This is a genomic window from Parafrankia sp. BMG5.11, assembly GCF_004337455.1.
Window position 1 is genome coordinate 36,864 of record NZ_SJXI01000037.1, and the last position, 23,928, is coordinate 60,791.

Here is a 23,928-nt window from a genome sequence, read left to right on the forward strand (position 1 = left end):
AACTGTGTCCCGTCCGAATCCGTCCACCTTCTCCCATCGACACACTCGCCGCAAGATCACGCCTACGGTGCCGAGCGCCCTGGCAGCATGGCCGCCAGGGCGGGGACATCGCCGAGCGATCGCAGTGTGTCGTTCAGGTGCGTGCAGGTGGACGTACCGCGGAAGGTTGTGCCCACGACCTGCCGGACGTCTGCGGCTGCGGCGCCAGCCAGCCGGGTGGCGCTCGCGGCCGCGCTCGGGCACTCGACCCACGGCAGCGCGCGCGGAGTCGACTCGATCTCGGTGAACGTCATTGTCTCCGGGTCGAGCAGCGCGTTCACCGTGTACTCGTGGATGACGGCCTCAGGTCCGCTGTCGGACTGGTAGCTGTCCCGGAAAAGCACGTCCACCTGCAGTGCGTCGACGCCGGCGGGCAGCAGGTCAAGGCGGCGGGCCCGCCGCATGCCGTGCGGAGGCAGTCCGGTCAGCGCATGCCATGCCATCGGATCATCGGGCACCAGCAGGGACGGCGCCCGTGGGCCGGTGACCATGGGTGGGCCGTTCCCGTCCTCGATCGAGTTGATGATCGTCGCGCCGCGCGCCCAGCCTGCGCATTGGTCGGCCTGCGCCAGCATGATCCGTCCATCGCCGTGAACGAGGCCCATGCGAGCTGTCGCGTAGCCGGAGACGAGCGAGGTCACCGGGGCATCGTCGAACAACGCGGCAAGCAGCGGATGGGTGGCCCGGAGCTCCGGCACGATCTCGGCCAGGTGACGACGGAAGCCGGATGTGGAGCTCACGCCGATGAGGCCGGCCAGTTCGGGGACCTCTGGAGCAGTCTCGACGCGCAGGATTTCGCGACGGCTCTGGAAGGCGATCTCGAAGCGGAACATCGCCTCGGCGATCACGGAGGCGGCGCCCTCGGGGCCGGTGGCCAGGTCCCGACCGCGGCCGATCAGGATCAGGTTTCCGGTCGGGCCGTCCGGGCGCAGCGAGTCGAGTGTGATCGTTCGCCGCACCGAACCGGGACGGCGCGGGGGGCTGCCTGCGGTCGGCTCGTGTATGCCGCGCCGCGGGTGCAGTGGCGGCTCCGCAGGCGGTGGGGGCACAAGCTCCCAGTTCGAGGCCATCCTCATCCCCCTTTGTCACTCGGGGCTCGCCTAGGAGGACACCTGGCGACGGCTACCCATTCCCGATGGGGCGTGCCGGGCGGGTCAGCGGGCCGCGTCGAGCACCGCGGGCCAGTGCGCCGGGTCGGAGCCGCCCGAGTCGTAGAGCGTTGTCCGGGCGTAGACGCCGCCGATCTTCTCACCGAGTGCGCGGCCGACCTCCTCGGGGGTGCCTACGACGGAGAACTCGGCCATCATCTCGTCGGTCACCAGGTCGGCCATGTCATCCCAGCGGCCCTGCTTGGAGAGGGCCGTCAGCTCGGGCTGCACCTCGCCCCAGCCGTGCATGTCGAAGACGGCGCGGTAGGCGGGGGTGGAGCCGTAGAAGGCGATCTGCTTCTTGGTGGCGGCCACCGCGCGGTCCATCTCCTGTGCGGTCCGGCCGATGGTGACGAAGGAAGGCCCGCAGATCGTGAAGTCCTCCAGGTCGGTCTTGCCGGCCTTGGCCCGGCCGCGCAGCAGTGCGGGAATCGTCACCTCCTCGACGTAGCGCATGGTGCTGAAGGGATGGACGAGGAACCCGTCCGCGACCTCGCCGGCGACCTCGGTCATGCCGGGTCCCACCCCGGCGAGGTAGATCGGGGGCGGGCCGAAGGAGTGCGGCTTGGGGGTGAAGAACGGGGTCATGAGCGTGTGGGTGTAGAAATCGCCGCGGAAGTCCAGCTTTGTGCCGTTCTGCCAGCAGTCCCAGATTGCCCGGATCGCCAGGATGAGCTCACGCATGCGGGCGGCGGGGTGCGACCACGGCATCGAGAAGCGCTTCTCGATGTGCGGCTTGATCTGCGATCCGAGGCCGAGGACAAACCGGCCCTCGCTGTACTGCGCCAGGTCGTATCCCAGATTCGCCAGTGTCATCGGCGTGCGGCCAAACGCGATCGCGATCGATGTCCCGACCGTCAGGGAACTGGTCGCGGTCGCGGCCTGAAGACACTGCATGAACGGGTCGTGCCGGGTCTCCCCGACCCAGGCGCCGGCGTACCCCTCCTTCTCGACGCGGGCGGCAGTGGTCGAGGTAGAGGCGATGTCGTCAGACAGAGTGAAATCGATCTTCATCGCGTCTCCTCGTTGCAGTCCCGGGCACGCCGCCGGTCATCAGGTTGGTGCCAGCGGACCGACGCAGGCAACCGATCCTGCCACCACGTCCGTCATGTGCACCGATCGGACCGATCTCGTCACGCACGGTATGACATGCCCGTACCCAGGGCACGTGAGAGACCGGAGGACACGTGAGGAGCACGCGCGAAGGAGGACAGGCGGCACAACCACCACTCCACTGGAGGGGATGACTTCATGAGTGCATCTACTGGCGCCGGCGGTCCGCGGCGTGAACGACGCGGCGGGCGCGCCGATCCGGAACTGCCCGACGACTTCTCCACCCGATCCACCCGATCAGGTGGAGATTCCGCATCGGGTAGGGGGAGCGCAGAGCATCCGAACGCGGGTACGGACGACCAGACGATCTTCGCCGATCGCTCCCGGACGCCCGACAGCACCTACCAGAACCAGCCTGACCACCTGCGTGGTGAGCACGCGCACGGCGGCCGGACGGGCGCTGGCGGCAGCGGCGCCCTCGGTGGCCCGGGACTGGCGGCCAAGGCTGGTCCCGCGCTGCTGATGCTCGGGATCGGATGGATCCTGTTCGCGCTGGCCATACCGATGTTCGGCCTCACCACCGGGAAGTCGATCGCCATCCTGCTCGGGATCATGCTGCTGGTCGCAGCGGTCAGTGAGCTCGCCGCCGCGATGACGGCCGCGGCGGACTGGCGCCCCACGCATGCGTTGCTGGCGCTGCTGTTCGTCATCGGCGGCATCGTCGCGCTCGCATGGCCGGCACCCACGCTCACCGTGGTGGCCCGCATGGTGGCGTGGTATCTGCTGGTCGCGGGAATCCACGCCATCGCGACGGCGTTCGCGCATCGGCGCGTCGACCGCGGTGGCCCGACCTTCGGCACGGCTGCCGGGAACCTGCGTGGTGGGGCTCCGTGGTGGGCGCCGCTGGCGATCGGTGCCTTCTCGATCGGCATCGCCTTCTGGGCGGCGGCGCACCACTACCCGACCTACTCGTTCGTCGTCCTGTGGGTCGCGCTGGCCGCGCTCGTCACCGGTCTGACGAAGGTGGCCGCGGCGTTCCGGTCCAGTGGTCGGGCCGACGAGCAGGGGGTGGACACGCTGGCCGAGAGCGGCTTCAGCGGACGCGCCACCGCCGAGTCCGCGCGGTCGCAGGCACGCGGTGACACCCGGGTTCGCGGTGGAAGGTAACCGGGTGGAACGTAATTGATCAGAAGCAGAAAGTGGCGGTCGGGGTTTCCCGGCCGCCACGAACAAGGCATGTCACAAGCGGGCGCATCGCCTGCCCGCGGTCGCCTACGCTCACGGACGACGACAAACGATGACGGAGGCGGGCACGGTGACGGAGGCGGGCACGGTGACGGCGGAGACCGATGAGAAGGAGATCCTGACCGAGATCCGCGACGGCGTCTGCGTCATCACGTTCAACCGGCCGCAGGCACGCAACGCGGTGACCAGCACGATGGCGCTCGCCTATGCGGCCGCCCTGCGTGCGGCGGATGACGACCCGCAGGTCCGGGCAATCGTGGTCACTGGTGCCGGCGCGGGCTTCTGCGCCGGAGCCGATCTCGCGGTGCTGCGCGACGGCGCCGAAGCGATCAAGAAGTTCGTACCGGCTCGCGAGGACCTGCCGGCCCTCACGATGCGCCTGCGCAAGCCGGTGATCGCCGCGGTGAACGGCGCCGCGGTGGGCATCGGTTTCGCCTACATGATGGGCAGCGACATCCGGATCGCCGCCGAGTCAGCCAAGATCGCGACCGCGTTCTCCCGGCTCGGTCTCGCGGCGGAGTACGGCGTCTCCTGGCTGCTGCCACGGGCCATCGGCCTCCAGCCGGCGCTGGACCTGCTTCTCACCGGGCGGACCATCGGCGCCCAGGAGGCTGCGAAGCTCGGGCTCGTCCAGCAGGTCGTCCCCGACGGGACCGTTCTGGAGGCCGCGGTCGCCTACGCGAAGGACCTGGTCGAGAACTGCTCGCCGTTCTCGCTGGCAATGATCAAGGAACAGGTCTACCTGGACCTCGATCGTTCTCAGGACGACGCGCTGACCGACACGCTCCGCCGGATGGACATCGCCTTCGAGGGCCCAGGGCTCGCGGAGGCGCTGACCGCGCGCACGGAGAAGCGGCCCGCCGTCTTCGACGCGCTCCCTACCCGGGAGGCGTGACAGCGTCACGGAAGGCCCGGCGGTAGGCCTGGGGGCTGGTGCCGACCAGCCGGCGGAACCCGTCCCGGAAGGCGGTGGGCGATCCGAAGCCGACCTGCGCGGCGATCCGCTCCACCGAGTGCCCGGTGGTCTCAAGCAGGTACTGCGCCTGCCGCAGGCGCACCCGGTGCAGCCACTGGGACGGGGTCGTGCCCGTCTGTTCGCGGAAGCGGCGGTTGAGCGTGCGTGGGCTCGTCATCGCCTGGGCGGCGAGGTCGTCCACCGTCAACGGGCGGTGGCAGTTCGCCTCCATCCACCGCAGCAGTGGTTCGAGGACGGAGCCGTCCGGCGGCGGGCGGTCGCGGACGATGAACTGGGCCTGGCCTCCTTCCCTGGCCAGCGGGACGACCGACAGCCGGGCGACGTCCGCGGCCACGGCGACCCCATGGTCGGAGCGGATCATGTGCAGGCACAGGTCGAGGCCGGCCGCGGCGCCGGCCGAGGTCAGGATCTGCCCGTTGTCGACGAACAGCACGTTCGGGTCCACTTGCACGGCGGGATGACGGCGGGCGAGCTCCTCGGCGGCGATCCAGTGCGTGGTCGCGCGCAGGCCGTCAAGCAGGCCGGTCTGCGCGAGCAGGAACGCGCCGACGCAGACGGAGGCGATACGGGTGCCGCGCGCGGCGGCGGCCCGCAGCGCGGTGACGGACTCCGGGGGCAGGGGTCCGGCCTGCTCGCCGACGCCGGGGACGACGATCGTGTCGGCCTCGGCGAGCGCGTCCAGCCCCCAGGGGGCCCGCAGGGAGAACGCCCCGCCGTCGGCCTCGACGGTGCCGCTGATGCTCCTACCAGCGCAGATCTTCACCCGATAGGCCGCCCGGCCGTCGGGGAGCCGGGCACGGCCGAAGGTGTCGACGGGCACCGCGAGATCGAAGGGGACCACGCCCTCGAGGGCGAGAACCGCCACGGTGTGCATGGCAGGACGATAACCAGGCAACTGTTTCCCGCCAACGGGCGATCCCGCCGGTCCCACCCCTGACCTGAGCCCAGCTCACGGGGGTATTACGCCATGAACAGGAACTGTTCACCGCCGACAGCTGTGGGTGTCAAGGGCCGAAGGGGAGGAGTCCCCGTGGCGGGAATCCGTCGGTAGATGGCACTCCTGCCACTCACGAAAGCGGCGGTTCGGCGCCTACCGTGGCGGTTGCCGCATCCTCCGGCTGCCTCCGCACTCCCAGGACGGACCCGTGACCACATTCCTGTTGAGCGTCCACGTTCTCGTAGCGATCATCGCCATCGGCCCGGTGACGGTCGCGGCGAGCATGTACGCGCCGGCGGTGCGGGCGGCGCTGCGTGACCCGGGCGACGTCAGGACGGCGGGAGTGGTCGGCACGCTGCACCGCATCTGCAACGTCTACGCGGCGATCGGCATCACCGTGCCGATCTTCGGTTTCGCCACCGCCGCGAGCATGGACGTCCTCGGCGACCCGTGGCTCGTCACCTCGATCATCCTGACGGGGCTGGCCGCGGTGCTGCTGGCGACGGTGGTCCTCCCGTGGCAGCGGCAGCTTCTGGAGGAGATCGCCCCAGGCGGGGCCACCGGGCCGGCCGGCGCCGGGCACGCGAACCCGGCGGCCGTCGCCGCACGGACGAAGCGGCTCGCGATGACCACCGGCATGTTCAGCCTGCTGTGGGCCGTGGTCACGGTGCTGATGATCGCCCGTCCGGGGTCGACCACAGGCGTCTGACCCGGCCCGGGCCGGCGGTTCAGCGGGGCCGGGGTGGCGGCGCGGTGTCGAGGCGGTCGAGGATCTGGCCGCAGATGGCCGCGAGCTGGTCGAGCTGGTCGCGCGCGAGCGCCTCGACGACCAGGTCGCGAACGGTCTCCACATGGCCGGGAGCGGAGTCGGCCAGCTTCGCGAAACCGGTGTCGGTCAGCGTGGCGTTCGTGACTCGTCCGTCGGCCGCGCACGGGGCGCGGCGCACCCAGCCCTTGTCCTCGAGACGCTTGACCGCGTGCGAGAGCCTGGACAGCGAGCCGCAGGTGAACTGGGCGAGCCGAGCCATCGCGAGCGTCCGGTTCGGTGCCTCCGAGAGCCCGACCAGCACCGAGTACTCGAAGTGGCTCAGTCCGGCGTCCCGGCGGAGCTGGGTGTCGAGGGCGGCGGGCAGCCGGGTCATCACACCGATCAGACCGCGCCAGGCCGCCCGTTCGTCGGCGTCGAGCCAGCGGGGCTCGGCGGCGGTCTCCCCCGCTCGGCCGCTCCCGTGGTCGTGCTCGCGACCGGCACCCTGGCCGGGGTCGTGGCCCGCTCCCCGGCCCCCCGCGCCATCCGACCCGTGACCTGCGTGCGCGTTCAAGCTGTCTGCCTGTGCCTTCCGACTTGATGTACCGACCGGTGGACGGCGGGCCGGGCCTGCGTGCCGGCCGGCGTCGCGGACGTCCGCCGCCCCCTTGTCTACGACTTCAGCGGGTTCGGACCGCCGCCGCTTCCGGATGACCTGCGACACTCCGGGGATCGGCCACCGCAGGCCCGGGCCGGAGCCGGACCCGCCGCGGCCCGAGGCGCCGCTCATCGTCCCGGCCGAGGGTTACATGATGGGACTGCCCAAACGATCGTTCCAGGTCGCCTGAGTCGCGCGGCGGCGGGACGGGGCCGGCCGCGCGGGACGGCCGGCGGCCCCGACCGGCAGTCCGCGACGGGCGGGAGGAGTCGTCCCGGATGGAACCCCTCCGCGCGGATGATCCCCGGACCACCGGCGGATACCGGCTGCTCGGCCTGCTCGGCGCCGGCGGGATGGGCCGGGTGTACCTGGCCCGCGGCCCGGGCGGGCGCACCGTCGCCGTCAAGGTGATCCGGCCGGAGTTCGCCGGCGATCCGACGTTCCGCGCCCGGTTCCGCCGCGAGGTCGAGGCCGCCCGCCGGGTCGGCGGCGCCTGGACCGCGCCGGTGATCGACGCCGACCCGGACGCCGAGCAGCCCTACCTGGTCACCGGGTACGTCCCGGGACCGTCCCTGCTGGAGGCGGTGCGCCGGCGCGGCCCGCTTCCGGTACCGACCGTGCGGGCGCTGGGTGCCGGCCTCGCCGAGGCGCTGAGCGCCGTGCACGCCGCCGGCCTGGTGCACCGCGATCTCAAGCCCTCGAACGTGCTGCTCGGCCTGGACGGGCCACGGGTCATCGACTTCGGGATCTCCCGCGCGTTCGACGCCACCGTGCTCACCCATTCCGGGTCCGCGATCGGCTCGCCGGCCTTCATGTCACCCGAGCAGATCGGCGGGCAGGAGGTGGGGCCGGCCAGCGACGTCTTCGCCCTCGGCTCGGTGCTCGCCTTCGCCGCGACGGGATCAGGCCCGTTCTCGGGCAGCAGGATGCCCGCGGTGATGTACGGCATCCTGGCGGGCGAGCCACGGCTCGACGCCGTCCCTGCCGAGCTGCGCGGCATCGTGGACGCCTGCCTGCGCAAGGCGGCGGGTGAGCGCCCGGGGCCGCTTGACGTGCTCGCGGAGCTCGTCCCGGGCGGCGGCGCCGCCGAACTGATCACCGCCGGATGGCTGCCGCAGGACCTGGTCACCGGGCTGAGCCGGCAGGCCGTCGCGCTCCTCGACCTGGACGTTCCCGCCACCACCACCGTGACGAACGACCACGCCACATCGGAAGATAACAACCGGGCACTGCCATGGCCGCCGGAGCCGGCCGCACCGCCAGCCACAGCGGCCGCACCATCGGGCGTATCGCGGGCCGCACCACCGGGCGCACCGGCCGCACCATCGGGCACCCCGGTCGGGCCCGACGCCCCGCCGGCCGGTGGGCTGCGCGCCCTCGTGACCGTGGCCGCCCTGGGTGTCGTGTGCCTCGCCGTGATCGTGACGGCCGTCCTGCTGGTCGCCCTGCGCGGCTCGGACGGCGGCTCGGACGGCGGCGGCGCGGACGCCCGCGCGAGCCCCAAGGCCACCGCCGGGATCGGCTCCCTGACCGACCTCCTCGACCAGCCGACCTCGAGGCCGACCGTCGGCGGGCCGCCGGCGAGCTCGGGTTCGGCGCCCTCGGGCGGGTCGGGTCCCACGGTGCCGGGGGCCCTGCCGGCCGGATACGCCGGCATCTGGGAGGGACGCATCATCTCGCGGCTGGGGGTCGCGCAGGACGTCGTGATCACGCTGCGGCCCGGCGAGAGCGGTCAGACGGTCGGCCACTCCGAGGTCACCCTGGTCGGGCTGGGGGCGTTGGGAGGTGACGCGCCGATCCGGTGCGTCGGTGACCAGCAGCTCGTGGGCATCAGCACCGCGGCGGGTTCCGGGCCCGAGGTGGTCCTGCGTGACATCGGGGGCTCGGGCGACAACCCCACCCTGCTGGGTCTGCCGGTGTGCACGAGCGGCGGCACGACGAGGCTGCGCCTCGCGGCGGACGGCGCCCTCGACTACCAGTCCGAGGACGAGGCCGGCGGGCGCCCGGCGGGAAGCCTGCGCCACCGCCCCTGACCCGCTCAGCCGGGTGTGACCCCCTCGATGCGGGCGACGGCGAACTCGCGCCGCGCCTCGCGGAGGTGGCACCAGGAGTCGAGACGCCCGCCGAGCAGCTCCACCGGGGCGATCAGACGGCTGGTCCGCCGTTCGAACCGGTCCCGGTAGATGATCGTCACGATCTCGCCGTGGTCGAGCGCGGCGGCGAGGAGCTGGCGCTCGGCGAGGGTGAGCCGCGGGTTCAGCCGGCCGAGCTGGCGTACGACGCGCGGGTCGGCCCGGGCGGCGTCGCCGGCGCCGGCCCGGTTCGCGAGGATGCGCCGCGCCACATCCGCCGGAGCCGCCCACGTTCCGGACTCGCCCGTGCTCCCCGTGCTCCCCGTGCTGCCACGCTCCGAAGCCGCCCCCGCGGCGGCGTCGCGGCCCGAGGCCGGCGGGCCGCCCGGCCGCCCGCGGATGACGACGGTGCCGTGCTCGTCCTCGACCACCGGAGCCATGCCCGCGGCGCGCAGGCGTTCGGCCACGTCCTCGGCGTCCGCGCCGCACGCCGCGACGGTCGGTGCCAGTCGCCGCAGGTCCAGCGACCGCAGCGCCCGGGTCGCCAGGATCTCGTTGATCGTCGCCTCGTCCGCGACGACCGCGGCCCGCACCGCCCGCGCGCGGATGTGGCCGTGGCGGCGGGCGACGTCCGCCACGAGGTACTCGAGCCCTTGGGGCACCTCGTGCGCCGCGCCGGCGCGCAGCTCGTCGAGCAGCTCCTGCGCGCTCCAGCCGACGTCCAGCGCGCCGCGGATGCTAGCGGAGGTGAACCGCCACATCCCGGCGGCGCCGCGCGACTCCGACACGGCCGCGTCGGCGAGCAGGCGGGCGATCGCGTGGTTGGGCTGGCCGGCCACGGTCGCGGTCAGGTCGGACTGCAGGATCATGGTGGACGCGTCGCCCGGCAGGGCGGGGCCGCACCGGCGGGCCAGCTCGTCCACCAGCGGCCCGAGGGTTTCGGTGACGAACCCGGCCAGCGTGGGCGTCGGGAAACCGTACTGGTGGGCCCGCATCTGCCCGGTCGGGTCGAGCGGCGCCGCCGCGAGGACCTCGCAGACCGCGACACCGAGATCGGAGACGGTGTCCTCGGCGGCGACGCCGAGCAGCTCGGCCTCCCGGACGGCGGCCTGGCGCTTGTTCGCCAGCTGGGGCCGGTCGTAGCCGTGCAGCGGCAGGAACCACTCGAGGTGGCTGCCCGCGGCGGCCAGCGACCGGCCGGGGCTGGCCGTGGTGAGCAGCGTCCGGCGCACCCGGCCCGCGCCGGAGGCGAGCGGGAGCGGCGGCGGCTGGTCCCGGCCGCTGTCGATCTCACGGTGTGTCGGGGACTGGTCGAGGAGGAACCAGGCCAGGGCGAGCACCGCCCAGCGACGTCCGACGTCCGACCCGCGCCAGCCGGGGTACTCGCCGGTCGGCGCGTAGCCGCCCTCCTCGCGGGCCAGCAGCCCCGCGGCGTGGGCGACGTCGATCCAGAGCGGGAGCTCGTCCTCCGCGAGCGCGAGGGTCCGGGCCAGCCGGGCGCGTTCCCGGGTGCCGATGCCGCCCTTCTTCAGCGCGGCGAGGGGCGCCCGCTCCGCCTCGGCGAGCAGCGCCGCCACCGACCGCAGGGCGTGCCCGGCGGCGGCCTGGATCCCGGCGGCGAACGTCTCGTCCGCGCGGTCCGCGCCCGCCGGGCCGAGGCTCGGCGGCCCGGTCAGCCGGACCTCCGGGTCTGCCGCCCACAGGACGGTCACGACCTCCCGGGGCACCTCGATCTCACCGCCGACGAGCAGGAGCAGCCCGGACTCGACAAGTATCCCGGCCGTTTCCTCCCGGTTCGACCCGGCCGGGAGCCGCCCACGGGCCCCGCCATCGAAGCCGTTCGTACCGAGGGCACCTGTACCGAGGGCACCTGTACCGAGGGCGTCGTCGGGCTCGTCGCCGGTCATCAGACCCGTCGGGTCGCGGACCAGTTCGGCCAGCAGGTCGCGGGCCGGCCGGGGCAGCCGTTGCACCGCGGCGGCGACGCCGTCCGGGTCGGCCATCAGCTCCCCGACGACGCGGGCGGACCGCTCCCAGGTCGTGGACGAGGTGACCCGGGCCCCGGGAACGAGCCCGCGGGCGGCACGGCGCAGGTCGGTGACGGCGATGGCCGGGATGAGCTCCGCAGCCGGATGCCACACCGCGACCTCGTCGTCCCACAGCCGCCGGAACGGCTCGAAGGCGTGGACGACGCCGTCGCTCTCCCAGAGCAGCGCCCGCCGGGTGACCGGGCGCAGCGCCGCGCGGATCCCGTCCCTGGACCCGCCGAGCAGCATCACCAGCCGGTCCAGCGGGACGGGCGGGCCCAGCATCATGACCGCGTCGCACAGCAGGAGCCCGTCGCGGTCCAGGTCGTTGACGGCGGCGAGCATCGAGTCCGCGTCCCCGAGCCGGCGCACGAGCTCACCGACTCCGCGCGGCGGGTCCTCGAGGACGTCCGGGCGGGCCCGCAGGACGGCGGTGAGGGCTGCCTCGTCCAGACCCTGGACGAAGTCGAGGTAGCTGTCGGCCGACCTGCGCGGTTCCCGCAGGGCCGCCGCCCGCCGTCCAGCCATGTGACGCTCCCGTCGTCGGTTCAACCCATGCCGGGCACGGCGCGTCCGGACGCACCCCGCCGCGACCACCTCGTGTGTCGACAACCTGCTCGTCGGACACCCCCGCGGCATCCGCCGGCCGCCGCCAGGTCTGCACCATTGTGCAGTCCGATGCCGGACGGCGACCGATACGGGGCGAGCGACAGGCTCGCATCGGGCGCGGCGGGTCGTCGCACCACGGCGGGGGCGCCGCGGGGCCGGTGGCGGGGACCGGGCGCCGGCGACCGAGGCGGCGCGGTCCGGCGCGGAATAGCGTCCACAGGGTGACCCATGAAACGTAGCGCGCAGGCCCCGCCCTTCAGGGCGGGGTTAGCGCGTCAGCTCCGCCGTCAGGGTGACAGTCGAATGATGTATTCTGCCGGTCGTGGGGAGTCGGGTTGTGAAGCGGGCCTACAGGTACCGTTTCTACCCGACTGTCGAGCAGGCCGAGCAGTTGGCGAAAACGTTCGGCTGTGCGCGCTACGTGTACAACCGGGCGTTGGCGGAGCGGCACCGGGCGTGGTTTTCCGAACAGCGCCGGGTCACACATGCCGAGACGGACACGATGCTGACGGCATGGAAACGCGACCCGGAAACAGCGTGGCTGGCCGAGCCGTCGAAGGGGCCGTTGCAGGCGACGCTGCGGCATCTGCAGACCGCCTACGTGAACTTCTGGGAGAAGCGGGCCGGCTACCCGTCCTTCAAGAAGAAGGGCCGGACCCTCGACTCGGCGACCTACTTCCGCAACTGCTTCGGTTTCCGCGACGGGCAGGTCAGGCTCGCGAAACAGGACCAGCCGCTGGACATCGCCTGGTCACGTCCGCTGCCCGAGGGTGCGGCGCCGTCCCAGGTGACGGTGTCGCGCAACGCCCGCGGCCAGTACCACATCTCGATCCTGGTCGAGGAGACCATCACCAGCCTGCCTCCGTCGCCGCAACAGGTGGGGGTCGATGCGGGCGTCACGTCCCTGGTCACCTTGTCGACGGGCGAGAAGGTGACCAACCCGCGGCACGAGCGGGCCGACCGTGCCCGGCTCGCCCGCGCGCAGCGGGAACTGTCCCGCAAACGGAAGGGTTCGGCGAACCGGGCCAGGGCCCGGCTCACCGTGGCACGTGTCCACGGGCGGATCGCCGACCGGCGCCGGGATCATCTACACAAGCTGTCCACGAGGATCATCCGCGAGAACCAAACGGTGGTCATCGAGGACCTGACGGTCCGCACCATGGTCCGCAACCATTCGCTGGCACGGGCGATCTCCGACGCTTCCTGGTCGGAGCTACGGCGGATGTTGGAGTACAAGGCCGACTGGTATGGCCGCACGGTGATCGCGATCGACCGTTTCTACCCGAGCAGCAGGACCTGCTCGGCCTGTGGGTCGATCATCGAAAGGCTGCCGTTGCACGTACGGGAGTGGGAGTGCCGCTGCGGTGCGCACCACGACCGGGATGTCAACGCTGCGAAGAGCATTCTGGCCGCGGGGCTCGCGGTGTCTGCCTGTGGAGACGGAGTGAGACCACCTCGCTCCTAGAGCGAGGAGGCGTCCGTTGATGAAGCAGGAACCCGTATCGCAAGGTGCGGGAATCCCCAGCCGTCAGGCCGGGGAGGATGTCAAATCTCGCTACCCGGCGCACTGGGCGGCGGACGGCGTTCTCGCCGACGGCGCGCCCGTTCAGCTGCGCCCCGTGCTGGGCACCGACGCGCCGGGCCTGGCCGAGCTGCGGTCCGGCCTGTCCACGGCGGACGTCGCGCGCCTGCCCGCGCGGTGGGCGCAGCGCTCCCCGGAAGAGCTCGCCGGGCACCTGACCGCGGCCGGCGACCCGGCCGCCGCAGGTCACCCCACCATCACCGGTCACCCCACCACCGGTGACAGCGGGCGGCTCGCCGTCGCGGCCGTGCTGCGCGGACGTCTGGTCGGCACGGCGGACTACGAACGGATCGCCGGCTCCGACGACGCGGTGGTCGCCCTGGTCGTCGAGGCTGCGCACCGCGGCCGTGGGCTCGGACTGCTGCTGCTCGAGCACCTGATCGCCGCCGCCCGCGAGCGCGGGGTGAGCCACCTCGTCGCCGATCTGCGCGCGGGCGACGACCGGGCGCTGCGGGTCTTCCACGCCGCGGGCTTCGCCGGCGCCGAGACCCGCCCGCACACCCCCCGGCAGGACGGCGCCGGTCAGGACGGTGCTGGTGGCGTGCGGGTGGTGTTCCCGACGGCGCAGACTCCGCACACCCGGGGCATCTCCCGGGCGCTGGAACAGCGGGCGGAGGCGCGGAGCATCGCGCGGCTGCTCACACCGCGCGCGGTCGCGGTCGTCGGCGCGAGCCGGCAGCCCGGCAGCGCCGGCCACGAGGTCTTCCGCCGGCTGCTGGCCAGCGATTTCCATGGCCCGGTCTACCCGGTCAACCCGGCGGCGCGCCAGGTCGCCTCGGTCTACGCCTACCCGGACGTCCGCGAGATCCCGGACGCGGTCGACCTCGCCGTGATCGCCGTCCCGGCGCCGGCCGTGGCCGACGCGGTGCGGGCCTGCGCGGAGAAGGACGTCCGTGGCCTGATCGTCGTCTCGGCCGGGTTCGCGGAGGCCGGGCCCGACGGGCGGGCCCGGCTCGCCGAGGTCACCCGGCTGGCCCGGGAGTCCGGCATGCGGCTGATCGGCCCGAACGCGATGGGCCTGATCAACACGGACCCGGCCGTCCGCCTGCACGCCACCTTCGCGGCCGGCGACCCGCCGGTGGGACGGGTCGGCGCGTTCACCCAGTCGGGGGCGCTGGCCGGGACGTTCCTCACCGAGGCGTCGCGGCGCGCGATCGGCCTGTCCACGTTCGTCTCCACCGGTGACCGCTCGGACGTCTCGGCCAACGACGTGCTGCAGTACTGGCAGTCGGACCCGCGCACCAATGTGATCATGCTGCACCTGCAGGGGTTCGGCAACCCGCGCAAGTTCGCCCGGATCGCCCGGCGGGTGGGTCGACGCAAGCCGGTGATCGCGCTGAAGAGCGGGCGCAGCGCCGCCGACCCGGCCCTGGACGCCCTGTTCACCAGCGCCGGGGTCATCCGGGTGGACACGTTGAGCCAACTGTTCGACCTGGCCGCGCTGCTGGCGTCCCAGCCGCTGCCCGCCGGGCGACGCGTCGGCGTCGTGGGGACGTCCAGCGCGCTCGCCGCCCTGGCCACGGACGCCTGCCGGACGGCCGGCCTGGAGGTACCGCCCTTCTCCACCGCCACGGCGGAGGCGTTGAGCGACACGCTCGGCCGCCCGGAGCCGGCCAACCCGGTGGACCTGGGCGCGATGGCCGCACCCGAACGGTTCGAGCGCGCGCTGCGCGCGGTCGCCGCCAGCGCGGATGTCGACGCCGTGCTGGCGCTGATCACCCCGCACCCGGCCGTCGAGGAGCTCGCGCGGGCCGTGCGGGCCGTGGCGGGCTCCGGCCGGGTGCCCGTGGTGGCCTCCTACCTCGGGTACGACGGGATGCCGTCCGCGCTGGCCGCCCCGGGCGACGGCACCGTGACGCCCGCACCCGGCTCCGTGCCGTCGTTCGCCTCCCCGGAGTCGGCCGCGCTCGCGCTCGCCCGGGCGGCGGGCCACGCGGCGTGGCGCAGCCGCGAGCAGGGCGTCGTCCCCACTCTCGACCGGCTCGACCTGGACCACGCGCGCCGCGCGGCGGCCGCCGGCCCGACGGACGGGACGTGGCTGCCCCAGGAGCTGGTCGGTGACATCCTGGGCGGGGTGGGGCTGGCGGTCTGGCCCAGTGAGCCGGTGACGACCGCCGCCCAGGCCCTGGACACGGCCGAACGGCTCGGCTGGCCCGTCGCCCTGAAGATCGCCGACGAACGCTTCCGCGGGCGGCTGGACGTCGGAGCCGTCCGGCTGGGCGTCGAAGGGCCCGGCGCGCTCGCGGAGGCCTGGCGCACGATCCGCGCCGCGGTCGGGCCGGGCGACATGGTCGTCCAGCCGATGGCGCCGGCCGGGGTGTCGACCGTGATCCGGATGACCCAGGACCCGGCGATCGGGCCGCTGCTGTCGCTGCGCCTCGGCGGGGCCGTCGCGGACCTGTTGGTCGACCCGCTGGCCCGGGCGCTGCCGATCACCGACCGGGACGCCGCCGAGATGGTGCGGGGCATCCGCGGCGCGGTGCTGCTGGTCGGCGGCGCCGGCACCCCGGCGGCGGACACGGCCGCCCTGGAGGACGTGCTGCACCGGCTGGCCCGGCTCGCCGAGGAGGTGCCGGCGGTCGCCGAGGTGCTCCTGGATCCGGTGCTCGTCGGCCGGCCCGGCGTGGTCCTACTGCATGCCGGCGTCCGCCTGCTCCCGCCGGGAACCGATCCCGAGTCACTGCCCCGGCGGATGACGGGCTCCGGCGTCGAGTACTTCCGCTAGTACCGCCATGGCATTTTGTACCCGGGTGCGGCGACGGTCGGCGACGGCCGCTTCAGTTTCGTCGACGGGCGCTCTTAGAACGAGCTGACCACCTGGACCAGCCTCGACAGGGAGGTCATGGAGCTCGCCGCGCACAGCATCGCCGCGCCACCGAACCTAGCGCGCCTCCGGTGCCCGGCTCGGAGCAAGCAGGCCGGCCCCGACCAGGAACGCCGGTAGCGTCGACATGAACGGAACGGTCAGGAGATAGGCCGTCCAGGCCGCTGGCGCGCTCACCCGTTCCAGGCCCGGCACGTCGAACGCGCCACCTGACACCGCGAGCCCCACGGCGAGGACCGTCACCCCGGCCAGAGCCGAGCCCCCGACGGCCGCGACCCGCGCGATCGACGCGTCCAGCCACCCGTGCCGGCCCAGACTGACGGCGAGCAGCACCACCGCCACCTGGGTGAGCACGACGTAGCCAAGCTGCAGCAGGTCGAGCCAGACCAGCAGCAGCACGACCGCGGACGGCTCGGCCGGCAGTCCCAGCAGGTAGGACCGGGCCTCCCAGGCGCTCGTCTCGACCCGGGCCTGAGCGGGTGCCGCCCCGGCCAGCACCACCCCCACCCGCGCGACCAGGTTGGCGAGGTAGCCGGCGCCACCGAGGAGGAGCACGGCGCAGGCCATCGCGGCCGGCGCGCGCCCGGGCCCATCCCACAGGCGGGCCGCCGCCAGCACGACACCCACCGCGATCAGGGCCGCGGCAAGCATGAGGACGGCGGTGTTCGCCAGCATCGCGCCGGGATGGTGTGCGGTCGGTATGCCGGTGAGGGCGGCCAGGGCGAAGACCGAGACACCGGCCCCGAGCAGCAGTACCGCCGGGGCGTCCGGTCCCCCGCCGTGGGCGCCGGCACGCGCGCGCAGCGCCCGTCCGACCAGCACCGCCGCGAGCACGAGATAGGCTGCGTCGAGCGGGACGAACAGCGGCGTGGCGAGCGCGCCGGCCCCGGCATGTGCCCCGGTCAACGCCAGCCCCAGCGGCCACAGCACCCACAGCACCCGTCCCGGGCCGGCCGGTCCACCAGGGTGGGGACGTGTCGTGCGGGTGTCCCCGGCGGCCAGGCTGTTCGCGGCATCCCCGGTCCACGGCGCGCGGGTGGTCCTCATGACCGTCACGACACCGGACCGCCGGCGCGCGCCGCCCGCTCCGCAAGGTGGGTCGCGAGCACCTCGGGGCGCGACAGGTGGACCTCGTGATCGTCGGCGCCCGCCACGGTGGTCACGGGCAGATCGGCCCATTCGGCCAGCCGATCGGCGATCAGCCGGTGGAGCGGACTCGTCCCCGCCCCGACGGCCACGGTGATCCGGTCGGGCGGGAGGTCCGCCGCGGCGAAGGGGTGCGACGTGATCAGCCGGGCGTCGTCACGCACAAACGCCTCGGCGTTGACCGCCGAGCGGATCACAGCCGGATCCGTCAGATCGGCCGTGCCCCCGGAGAGCACCTCGAGCGCCCGGTGGTAGGCGCCCGTCCAGTCCCCCGGGCGGCGCGCCGTGTACTCCTCGATCGGCTTCATGATCTCCGCGTGGGCGGCGGCGCCGTCCGGCAGTACACCGATCGCCGCCGGCTCCCAGGCGATCGCCTCGGCAACCAGGTCCGGATGCCGGCCCGCGAGCGCCATCGCGACGACCCCGCCCGAGCTGAACCCGAGAACTGTCACCGGCCCGGAACGGCCGGGAGCGCCGGGAGCGCCGGGAGCGCTGGGAGAACCGGAACCGCTGGCAGAACCGGAACCACCGAAAGCGCTGGGAACGCGGGCGAGCTCACGGATCAGGTCGGCGGCGTCATCGGCGTGCTGGTCGACGCCGCCGCCCGGCCAGCCGTCCCGGGTGCTGGCACCAGTTCCCCGGCGGTCGTACACGACCGCACGCCACCCGGTGGCCGCCAGCGCCAGGGCCTGTGGGGCGAGCATCGCCGCGTCTTCGGCCCCGCCGTGCACGAGCAGGATCGTCGGGCCGTCCCCGAAGATCTCGTAGGCCAGTCTGATCACAGCCGCCTCCTTTGGTTTTATCGAAGCTATATCCAATACTGGCTAGAGTAAGCGAATGACGGTCAGCCGACAGCCGCGACGCCGGTACGACGCCACCGGCCGCCAGGCCCAGGCCCGGGAGAACCGCGCCCGGGCGATCGGTGCGGCCACCGAGCTGTTCGTCCGGCAGGGCTTCGCGGCGACCTCGATGGCCCAGATAGCCGCGGCTGCCGGAGTCTCCACGCCGACCGTCTTCGCCTACTTCTCCTCGAAGATCAACCTTCTCAGGGTGGCCGTCGACGAGGCGGTCGCGGGCGACGACGAACCGGTCGCCCTGCACGAGCGGCCGGCCATGCGGGCCGTCCACGACGGCGCCACGGCCGGCGAGGTGCTCGGCGCGTTCGCGGTGGCCGCGACGGAGATCGCGCAGCGCGCCTTCCCGCTGCTGTCGGCACTGCGCCGGGCCGCGGACGTCGATCCACAGGCCGGCGAGCTCGCGCGCGACCTCGAACACCAGCGCCTGACCGGAGCGGGCATCGTCGCGGCGACCGTCGCCGATCGCCTGGGCACAGCCGCCGCGGACGACGTCGAGCGCATCCGCGACACGCTCTGGACGATCTTCTCCCCGGATGTCTACGGCCTACTGGTCCGCGAGCGCGGGTGGTCCCACGACGCCTACCGCGAGTGGGTGACAGACGCCGCGCTCGGCGCGCTGACCCCCGACCGGCCGCGCACCACCCAGCCGCCCGCCACCCAGCCGCCCGCCACGGAGCCGCGATCAACTTCACGGGCAGAGTTCGACTGACGCCAGCACCGACGAGCCGGTCGACGCGCACCGGCGACGCGCACTATCCTTCCCTAAACTTCCATAAAAGGATCAGTCATGCCGTGAAGTCGGCATCAATAAAGAACCATAGGGATGCCGCAGGTCGAGGGGTCCGGTGGGCGAGGATTACCGCGAACAACGGGCAGTATCCAGGTCGCCACCGTGAGTTTCGACGCGCTCCTCGCCAGCGCGCACTCACGAGAAGAGGAAGAAACCGTGGCGGAGGACCTCACGATTTCCAACGGGGCGGTACCCGACGAGCTCGAACAGGTGGGCGCCGTATCCGTCCTCGTCTGCTCGCCGGAGGGTCCTCTGGTCCGTGTCGAGCAGAACGCTCTGGACATCATCGGCACCGCGATGTATCTGCGGGCCGCGTGGGCGGCGGTCCCGGTCACGCGGCTCACACCGGAGTTCTTCGAGCTCCGCAGCGGCCTGGCCGGTCAGATCCTGCAGAAGTTCGTCAACTACCAGGTCGGGCTGGCCGTGGTGGGGGACATCTCGGCGTTCACGGCGGCTAGCGGCGCCCTGCGGGACCTGGTGCGCGAGTCCAACCAGGGAGTGCACCACTGGTTCGTCCCCGACCTGGACGCCGCCCGCTCCCGACTCGCCCCGCCCGACAGGAACGGCTCCTGACCAGTCGCCTCACGTGCCCGCCCGCAGGGCGAGCCGGATGCCAAAGTGCGAGCCCCGCCTCGGCCCAGGGTGCCGGGGCGCCGGGGTCACCGCGGACGAGCCGGACGCCAAGGGGGGACCTGCTTGCCGTCGAGGCTGCCCATGGTCAGCCAGGCGGTGCCGACACCGATCCGGCTCTCCCGGGCCTGCTCGACGCTCTCCCCGAAGACCACCTCGGTCGTGGTGCCCGGGCGGATCGAGGTCGCGAACGGCCTGCGCTCCGCCCTGCAGAACACGGGGCTGGCCGTGAGCACCGGGCTGTCACCCGGAGTGGCACCGCCCAACTGCCGCCAGCGCAGAAGGCGGCGGCGTACGCGGACCGGCCCGCCGAGCTGAGCACGTCGGAGCTCTCACTGCTCCTCGACGGCTTCCGGCTCGCGTTCGCGGCGCTGGGCCTGCTGTGCCTGACCGGGATAGCGGCCGCGCTCGCCCCCGGATCCAGTCGCGATTCGGCCGCCCGGCTGGACGCGCGTCCGGGCGCTTGTTCGGACGGCGGCGGCCCGGCCCGTGGGCGCCCCCACCGCGGCGGGCAGGACGTCCACCGTCACTTTCCGTGGAGAATGCGCCGGGTGCCGGGCGCCTCACGGGAGAAGCGACGGATCCCGCGAGAGATAAGGCGCCGCTTTCTCGGCGCGCTCCCCCGGCAGATGTCACACAAGACAACCTCTGCCCGGACGAGCCTCGACAGACTCACGGTCCAGCCACCCCACCTAAATCGTCTGATGTATAGTGACCTCGCTGACTGACAACTTCTGGCGGCTGTTCTTCGAGACGGTCGTTGCTTCGACATCCGCTGTGGCGGCCGCGAGACGGGTGGACTGGGATGCTCAGCGTGGAGCGGGTGCGCCCCGCCTACGTCCAGGTTGCGGCTCAGCTACAGGAGCTGATCGTGCGCGGCGATCTGACCGCCGGTCAGCGCCTGCCCGTCGAGGCCGAGCTGTCGACGATGTTCGGCGTCAGCCGGTCCACGGTCCGCGAGGCGCTACGGCTACTGTCGTCCCAGCACCTGGTCGAGACGCGGCGGGGAGTCCACGGCGGCACCTTCGTCGCGGCGCCGGACACCGGCCTGATGGGCGATTTCCTCGAGACCGGCCTCGGCCTGCTCTCGGGCGCCGACCTGGTCAGTGTGGATCAGCTGATCGAGGCCTGTGACCTGCTCGAGGTCCCGGCCGCCCGGCTGGCCGCCGTCCGGCGGACGCCCGCCCAGCTCGAGATGATCCGGAAAGCGACCACGGCCGCCGAACGGATCGAGGATCCGGTCGAACGGTACGAGGGCAGCAACGGATTCCACGCCTCGATCCTGGCCGCCTGCGGCAATCCCCTGCTGAATCTGGTGGCGACACCGGTCTTCAGCGTTCTGCGGACCCGCTTCCAGCGTTCGAGCGTCGACGCCACATTCTGGGAACGCTCCGCCCGGCAGCACCACGAGATCTACGAGGCCATCGAACGCGGCGACGCCGAACAGGCCGGAGTTCTGATGCGCGCCCACATAGACGAGTTGCGCGTTCTCGTTCCCGGCGGGGTGGAGGCCGCGCGACGGCGTACCGTCGGCACCGGATCAGTTGAGGCCGCGAGTACGATCGCCGCGGCCACCGAATCGCCGGCTGCCGCGGGCTCGGCCACCGTCTGATCGGGTTCAGGTCGCGGCGCGGCCGGTCGTCAGGACACGGCGGGTCACGAAGTCGAGAAACGCCTCGTTGAAGACCTCGGGACGTTCCAGGTAGGGAACGTGGGCGGGCCCGGTCCACGACCACCAGCTCCGAGCCCGGCAGGGCCGCATGGGCGGCGTGCGCCATCGAGATGGGGAAGGGCCCGTTCTTTGCGCCCCAGACGATCTGGACGGGCAGCCCGGGGGCGAGCTCCGCCAGCCCGGCCAGCACCAGGTCGTCGTCGCCCCCGGTCTCCATGTACCGGCCGAGCCGCTCGAAGACGTCCCGGCCGGCCGGGGTGTCGTTGCGGACGGCCGGCAGGCTCTGGTCGCGCAGCCGCTGTGCGGCCCCCGCCCGCCGGTTGCCCGGGGTGGGGACGAGACCCAGGGAGCCCACAAGCACGAGCGCGGCGACCCGCTCCGGATGGTGCACCGTGCACCAGGCGACCGCGCCAGCCCCGAACGAGGCGCCCACGATCTTTCGGCCGGTCAAGAGCGTCACCGGCCTCAGTGGCCTCCGCCGCCTCCGCGGCGTCGAGGCTGTCGAGGGCGTCGAGCACGCCGCCGATGACCTTGAAGTTCTCGTCCGCCGGCGCCTGGCCGGCCAGAAAGATCAGCCTGTTCGGACTAATGATCTTGACGACGTGGCTGTAGCTGCGCCCCACCGTGCTCCACGCGCCCGCCGGGTTCAGCTACTCCCGCTCCATCGCACCGCTCCTCGCCCCGACTCCACTCAGCCCGGACGACCCCGGCCGAACTCGCAGACCACTAATGTCTGACTTATATGTCGTGACCAGATTTCGACCCTTATCTGTTATGTAATAGCATCTTGGACGGCAAAATAGAGTGGAAGACTTATTATCCGACTTAATTTGTATCGAGCACTGGGACGACCCGGGCGAACATGAGGAGCAAGGAGACGGCGCCGAGGTCGTGGACCTCACCGGCCTCGTACTGGCGCCCGGCTTCATCGACCCGCACACGCACTACAACGCGCAGATCCTCTGGGACGGCGAGCTCACCCCGACCTCCTGGCACGGCATCACGACGGTCATCTACGGCAACTGCGGGCTCGGCGTCGCCCCGCTGCGCCCGGACCAGCGCGGCACGATGGGCTCCACCCTGGAGAATGTCGAGGGCATGTCCCGCGAAATGCCCGACGCCGGGATCGAGTGGTCGTTCGAGACGTTCCCCGAGTAAGTCGCCGCCATCGACCGGCGGCGCAAGCGGCTCAACGTCGGCACGTTCATCACCCACACCCCGCTGCGGATGTTCGTGCTGGGTCCGGGAGAAGGGCGCGCTCGGTCTCGCCGAGGCGGTCTGGCGCCTCACCGGCCAGCCCGCCGAGGTCTTCGGCCTCACCGACCGCGGCCTGATCAGGCCCCGCTACGCGGCCGACCTGGTCGCGTTTGCCCCGGCACCGTCGGCGACGACGATCCCGTCCGGGTCTGGGACCTCCCCGCCCGCGGCGACCGGCTGATCGCCGGGACCCACGGCATCGTCGGAGTCTGGGTCAACGGCATGGCGATCTCCTGCGACGGCACGGACGTCGACGGCGCTTATCCCGGCGTGCTTGTCCGGCCCACCGCACAGGGCTTCGGGTCCGCGGAGGTCGCGGGTCCGAATAGGGTTGCGGGCAGTGGCGGAGCGGGCGCGCTGGGCTGGACTGGGCGGAGCGCGGGCGGCAGAGGAGACGGTGTGGATCTCGAGCTGGCGGGCAAGGTCGTCCTGATCACCGGCGGCTCGGACGGGCTCGGCGCCGCGTTGGTGCGCACCCTCGCCGCGGAGGGGGCGCGTGTCGCGTTCTGCGCCCGCGACGCGGACCGCCTCAACCGCCTCGCTGCCGAGGTGGCACCGACCGCCGCGGCCGGCGCGGAGTTCCTGCCCGTCCCCGCGGACGTCACCCGCCTGGCCGACCTCGAGCGGTTCGTCGAGCAGGCCGTCGGCCGCTGGGGGCGGATCGACGGCCTGGTGAACAACGCCGGGCGCAGCGCCGCCGGGCCGTTCGCGTCGCACACCGACGAGGTCTGGGACGCCGACCTGCAGCTCAAGGTGCACAGCACCGTCCGGCTGACCCGGTTGGCGCTGCCGCACCTGCGCGCGGCCGGCGGCGGCTCCGTGATCAACACGCTGGCCATTGCCGCGAAGACCCCCGGCGCCGGATCGACCCCCACCTCGGTCTCCCGGGCGGCCGGGCTCGCCCTCACCAAGGCGCTGTCCAAGGAACTCGGCCCGGACGGAATCCGGGTGAACGCGGTGCTGATCGGGCTGCTGGAGAGCGGCCAGTGGGACCGCCGCGCAGCCGAGCGAGGCATCGGCGTGGACGAGCTGTACGCCGAGCTGAGCCGGGGCTCCGACATCCCCCTCGGACGGGTCGGCCGCGCCCAGGACTTCGCGGACCTCGCGGCCTTCCTGCTCTCCCCCCGCGCCGGTTATCTGACCGGCGTCGGCATCAACCTCGACGGGGGCCTCTCGCCGGCGCCCTGATCCTCGTCGCCAGGGTCCTGGCCACCGGGATCCTTGTCGCCGGGATCCTTGTCGCCAGGAAAAAGCGGCGATTGCACGCTTTAACACGCTCGGTCCGGGCAGCAGACGTACGAACCCCGAGATCGCCCCGCAGCGTGGAGGAACATCGTGAGCCTGATACACAGCCTGCTCGAAGGCCTCGACGACGGCGACCGTGATCGGACCGTCGGGCTCATCAACAGCAGCATCACCGCCGACCTGGCGAACGTCGCCGCCGGCGCCGGCCCCGCCCGGCAGGTGGACGTCGGCACGCGCTCGCGGGCCCGTCGCTCCGGCGGCGGATCGCGCTCCGGCTCCCGTTCCAAGTCCGGGCGCTGAACCGCCCGAAGCTCCGCCCCTACGACGACAACACTCCCAAAAAACAGGGACAAAGCACCAAAAATTTGACGAGATCACTGGATCCTCCGGCGTGGACAGTTCGAGATGTCCGA

The 23,928-nt window shown here is 72.7% G+C and carries 23 protein-coding genes; 13 read left to right on the top strand and 10 right to left on the bottom strand.

What is annotated here, in order from left to right; genetic code table 11:
- Positions 1-62: 62 nt before the first annotated feature.
- Positions 63-1,109: a DUF2889 domain-containing protein gene (locus tag E0504_RS25395; RefSeq protein ID WP_112105351.1), complete on the bottom strand. Its 1,047-nt coding sequence runs from the start codon at positions 1,107-1,109 to the stop codon at positions 63-65.
- A gap of 84 nt (positions 1,110-1,193) precedes the next feature.
- Complete coding sequence (locus tag E0504_RS25400) at positions 1,194-2,201, bottom strand: LLM class F420-dependent oxidoreductase (RefSeq protein WP_071065562.1); 1,008 nt, start codon at positions 2,199-2,201, stop codon at positions 1,194-1,196.
- Positions 2,202-2,438: 237 nt separating this feature from the next.
- Here E0504_RS25400 and E0504_RS25405 point away from each other — a divergent pair, with 237 nt between their 5' ends.
- Complete coding sequence (locus E0504_RS25405; protein ID WP_112105350.1) at positions 2,439-3,407, top strand: HdeD family acid-resistance protein; 969 nt, start codon at positions 2,439-2,441, stop codon at positions 3,405-3,407.
- A 130-nt stretch (positions 3,408-3,537) separates the two neighbouring features.
- Positions 3,538-4,380, top strand: coding sequence for an enoyl-CoA hydratase-related protein (locus E0504_RS25410; protein WP_235013766.1), 843 nt, complete (start codon positions 3,538-3,540; stop codon positions 4,378-4,380).
- On the opposite strand, the gene E0504_RS25415 is transcribed toward E0504_RS25410, so the two are convergent.
- Entirely contained in the window at positions 4,364-5,335 is a 972-nt protein-coding gene (locus E0504_RS25415; RefSeq protein WP_071065565.1) for a GlxA family transcriptional regulator, read from the bottom strand. The genes E0504_RS25410 and E0504_RS25415 overlap by 17 nt on opposite strands.
- A gap of 271 nt (positions 5,336-5,606) precedes the next feature.
- Here E0504_RS25415 and E0504_RS25420 point away from each other — a divergent pair, with 271 nt between their 5' ends.
- Positions 5,607-6,107: a hypothetical protein gene (locus E0504_RS25420; RefSeq protein WP_112105349.1), complete on the top strand. Its 501-nt coding sequence runs from the start codon at positions 5,607-5,609 to the stop codon at positions 6,105-6,107.
- Positions 6,108-6,126: 19 nt separating this feature from the next.
- Here E0504_RS25420 and E0504_RS25425 read toward each other — a convergent pair whose 3' ends face one another.
- A complete protein-coding gene (locus E0504_RS25425) occupies positions 6,127-6,720 on the bottom strand; it encodes a MarR family winged helix-turn-helix transcriptional regulator (protein ID WP_071065567.1) in 594 nt (197 codons plus the stop codon).
- A 362-nt stretch (positions 6,721-7,082) separates the two neighbouring features.
- Between E0504_RS25425 and E0504_RS25430 the strand changes: the two genes are divergently transcribed.
- Complete coding sequence (locus E0504_RS25430) at positions 7,083-8,837, top strand: serine/threonine-protein kinase (protein WP_112105348.1); 1,755 nt, start codon at positions 7,083-7,085, stop codon at positions 8,835-8,837.
- Between the two features lie 5 nt (positions 8,838-8,842).
- Here E0504_RS25430 and E0504_RS25435 read toward each other — a convergent pair whose 3' ends face one another.
- Positions 8,843-11,431, bottom strand: coding sequence for a helicase C-terminal domain-containing protein (locus E0504_RS25435; protein ID WP_112105347.1), 2,589 nt, complete (start codon positions 11,429-11,431; stop codon positions 8,843-8,845).
- A gap of 418 nt (positions 11,432-11,849) precedes the next feature.
- Here E0504_RS25435 and E0504_RS25440 point away from each other — a divergent pair, with 418 nt between their 5' ends.
- Positions 11,850-12,977: an RNA-guided endonuclease TnpB family protein gene (locus tag E0504_RS25440; protein WP_112105346.1), complete on the top strand. Its 1,128-nt coding sequence runs from the start codon at positions 11,850-11,852 to the stop codon at positions 12,975-12,977.
- Between the two features lie 19 nt (positions 12,978-12,996).
- Positions 12,997-15,819 carry an acetate--CoA ligase family protein gene (locus tag E0504_RS25445; RefSeq protein ID WP_235013765.1) on the top strand — a complete coding sequence of 941 codons (2,823 nt, stop codon included), beginning with the start codon at positions 12,997-12,999 and terminating at the stop codon, positions 15,817-15,819.
- Between the two features lie 156 nt (positions 15,820-15,975).
- On the opposite strand, the gene E0504_RS25450 is transcribed toward E0504_RS25445, so the two are convergent.
- Complete coding sequence (locus tag E0504_RS25450; RefSeq protein WP_131625987.1) at positions 15,976-16,965, bottom strand: hypothetical protein; 990 nt, start codon at positions 16,963-16,965, stop codon at positions 15,976-15,978.
- Between the two features lie 5 nt (positions 16,966-16,970).
- A complete protein-coding gene (locus E0504_RS25455) occupies positions 16,971-17,846 on the bottom strand; it encodes an alpha/beta fold hydrolase (protein ID WP_131625988.1) in 876 nt (291 codons plus the stop codon).
- A gap of 55 nt (positions 17,847-17,901) precedes the next feature.
- Here E0504_RS25455 and E0504_RS25460 point away from each other — a divergent pair, with 55 nt between their 5' ends.
- Together E0504_RS25460 and E0504_RS25465 are read left to right on the top strand one after the other, a co-directional pair.
- Positions 17,902-18,630, top strand: coding sequence for a TetR/AcrR family transcriptional regulator (locus tag E0504_RS25460; RefSeq protein WP_112105869.1), 729 nt, complete (start codon positions 17,902-17,904; stop codon positions 18,628-18,630).
- A 183-nt stretch (positions 18,631-18,813) separates the two neighbouring features.
- Complete coding sequence (locus E0504_RS25465; RefSeq protein WP_235013875.1) at positions 18,814-19,284, top strand: DUF4180 domain-containing protein; 471 nt, start codon at positions 18,814-18,816, stop codon at positions 19,282-19,284.
- An 86-nt stretch (positions 19,285-19,370) separates the two neighbouring features.
- Here E0504_RS25465 and E0504_RS25470 read toward each other — a convergent pair whose 3' ends face one another.
- Positions 19,371-19,577, bottom strand: a complete 207-nt coding sequence (locus E0504_RS25470; RefSeq protein ID WP_131625989.1) for a hypothetical protein — start codon at positions 19,575-19,577, stop codon at positions 19,371-19,373.
- Between the two features lie 96 nt (positions 19,578-19,673).
- Positions 19,674-19,865: a hypothetical protein gene (locus E0504_RS25475; RefSeq protein ID WP_131625990.1), complete on the bottom strand. Its 192-nt coding sequence runs from the start codon at positions 19,863-19,865 to the stop codon at positions 19,674-19,676.
- Positions 19,866-20,146: 281 nt separating this feature from the next.
- On the opposite strand from E0504_RS25475, the gene E0504_RS25480 reads away from it, so the two are divergent.
- A complete protein-coding gene (locus E0504_RS25480) occupies positions 20,147-20,953 on the top strand; it encodes a FadR/GntR family transcriptional regulator (protein ID WP_112105865.1) in 807 nt (268 codons plus the stop codon).
- 6 nt (positions 20,954-20,959) lie between these two features.
- On the opposite strand, the gene E0504_RS51385 is transcribed toward E0504_RS25480, so the two are convergent.
- Positions 20,960-21,103, bottom strand: coding sequence for a hypothetical protein (locus E0504_RS51385; RefSeq protein ID WP_160144255.1), 144 nt, complete (start codon positions 21,101-21,103; stop codon positions 20,960-20,962).
- Positions 21,104-21,817: 714 nt separating this feature from the next.
- Here E0504_RS51385 and E0504_RS25485 point away from each other — a divergent pair.
- The 4 genes from E0504_RS25485 to E0504_RS25495 all read left to right on the top strand — a co-directional run bounded on the left by E0504_RS25485 (position 21,818) and on the right by E0504_RS25495 (position 23,815).
- A complete protein-coding gene (locus tag E0504_RS25485; RefSeq protein WP_235013874.1) occupies positions 21,818-22,171 on the top strand; it encodes an amidohydrolase family protein in 354 nt (117 codons plus the stop codon).
- Positions 22,101-22,451: an amidohydrolase family protein gene (locus E0504_RS54320; protein ID WP_368672065.1), complete on the top strand. Its 351-nt coding sequence runs from the start codon at positions 22,101-22,103 to the stop codon at positions 22,449-22,451. The genes E0504_RS25485 and E0504_RS54320 overlap by 71 nt, the downstream gene beginning before the upstream one ends.
- 218 nt (positions 22,452-22,669) lie before the next feature.
- A complete protein-coding gene (locus E0504_RS25490; RefSeq protein WP_071065578.1) occupies positions 22,670-23,458 on the top strand; it encodes an SDR family oxidoreductase in 789 nt (262 codons plus the stop codon).
- A 147-nt stretch (positions 23,459-23,605) separates the two neighbouring features.
- Positions 23,606-23,815 carry a hypothetical protein gene (locus E0504_RS25495; RefSeq protein ID WP_112105864.1) on the top strand — a complete coding sequence of 70 codons (210 nt, stop codon included), beginning with the start codon at positions 23,606-23,608 and terminating at the stop codon, positions 23,813-23,815.
- The last annotated feature ends 113 nt before the right edge of the window (positions 23,816-23,928 follow it).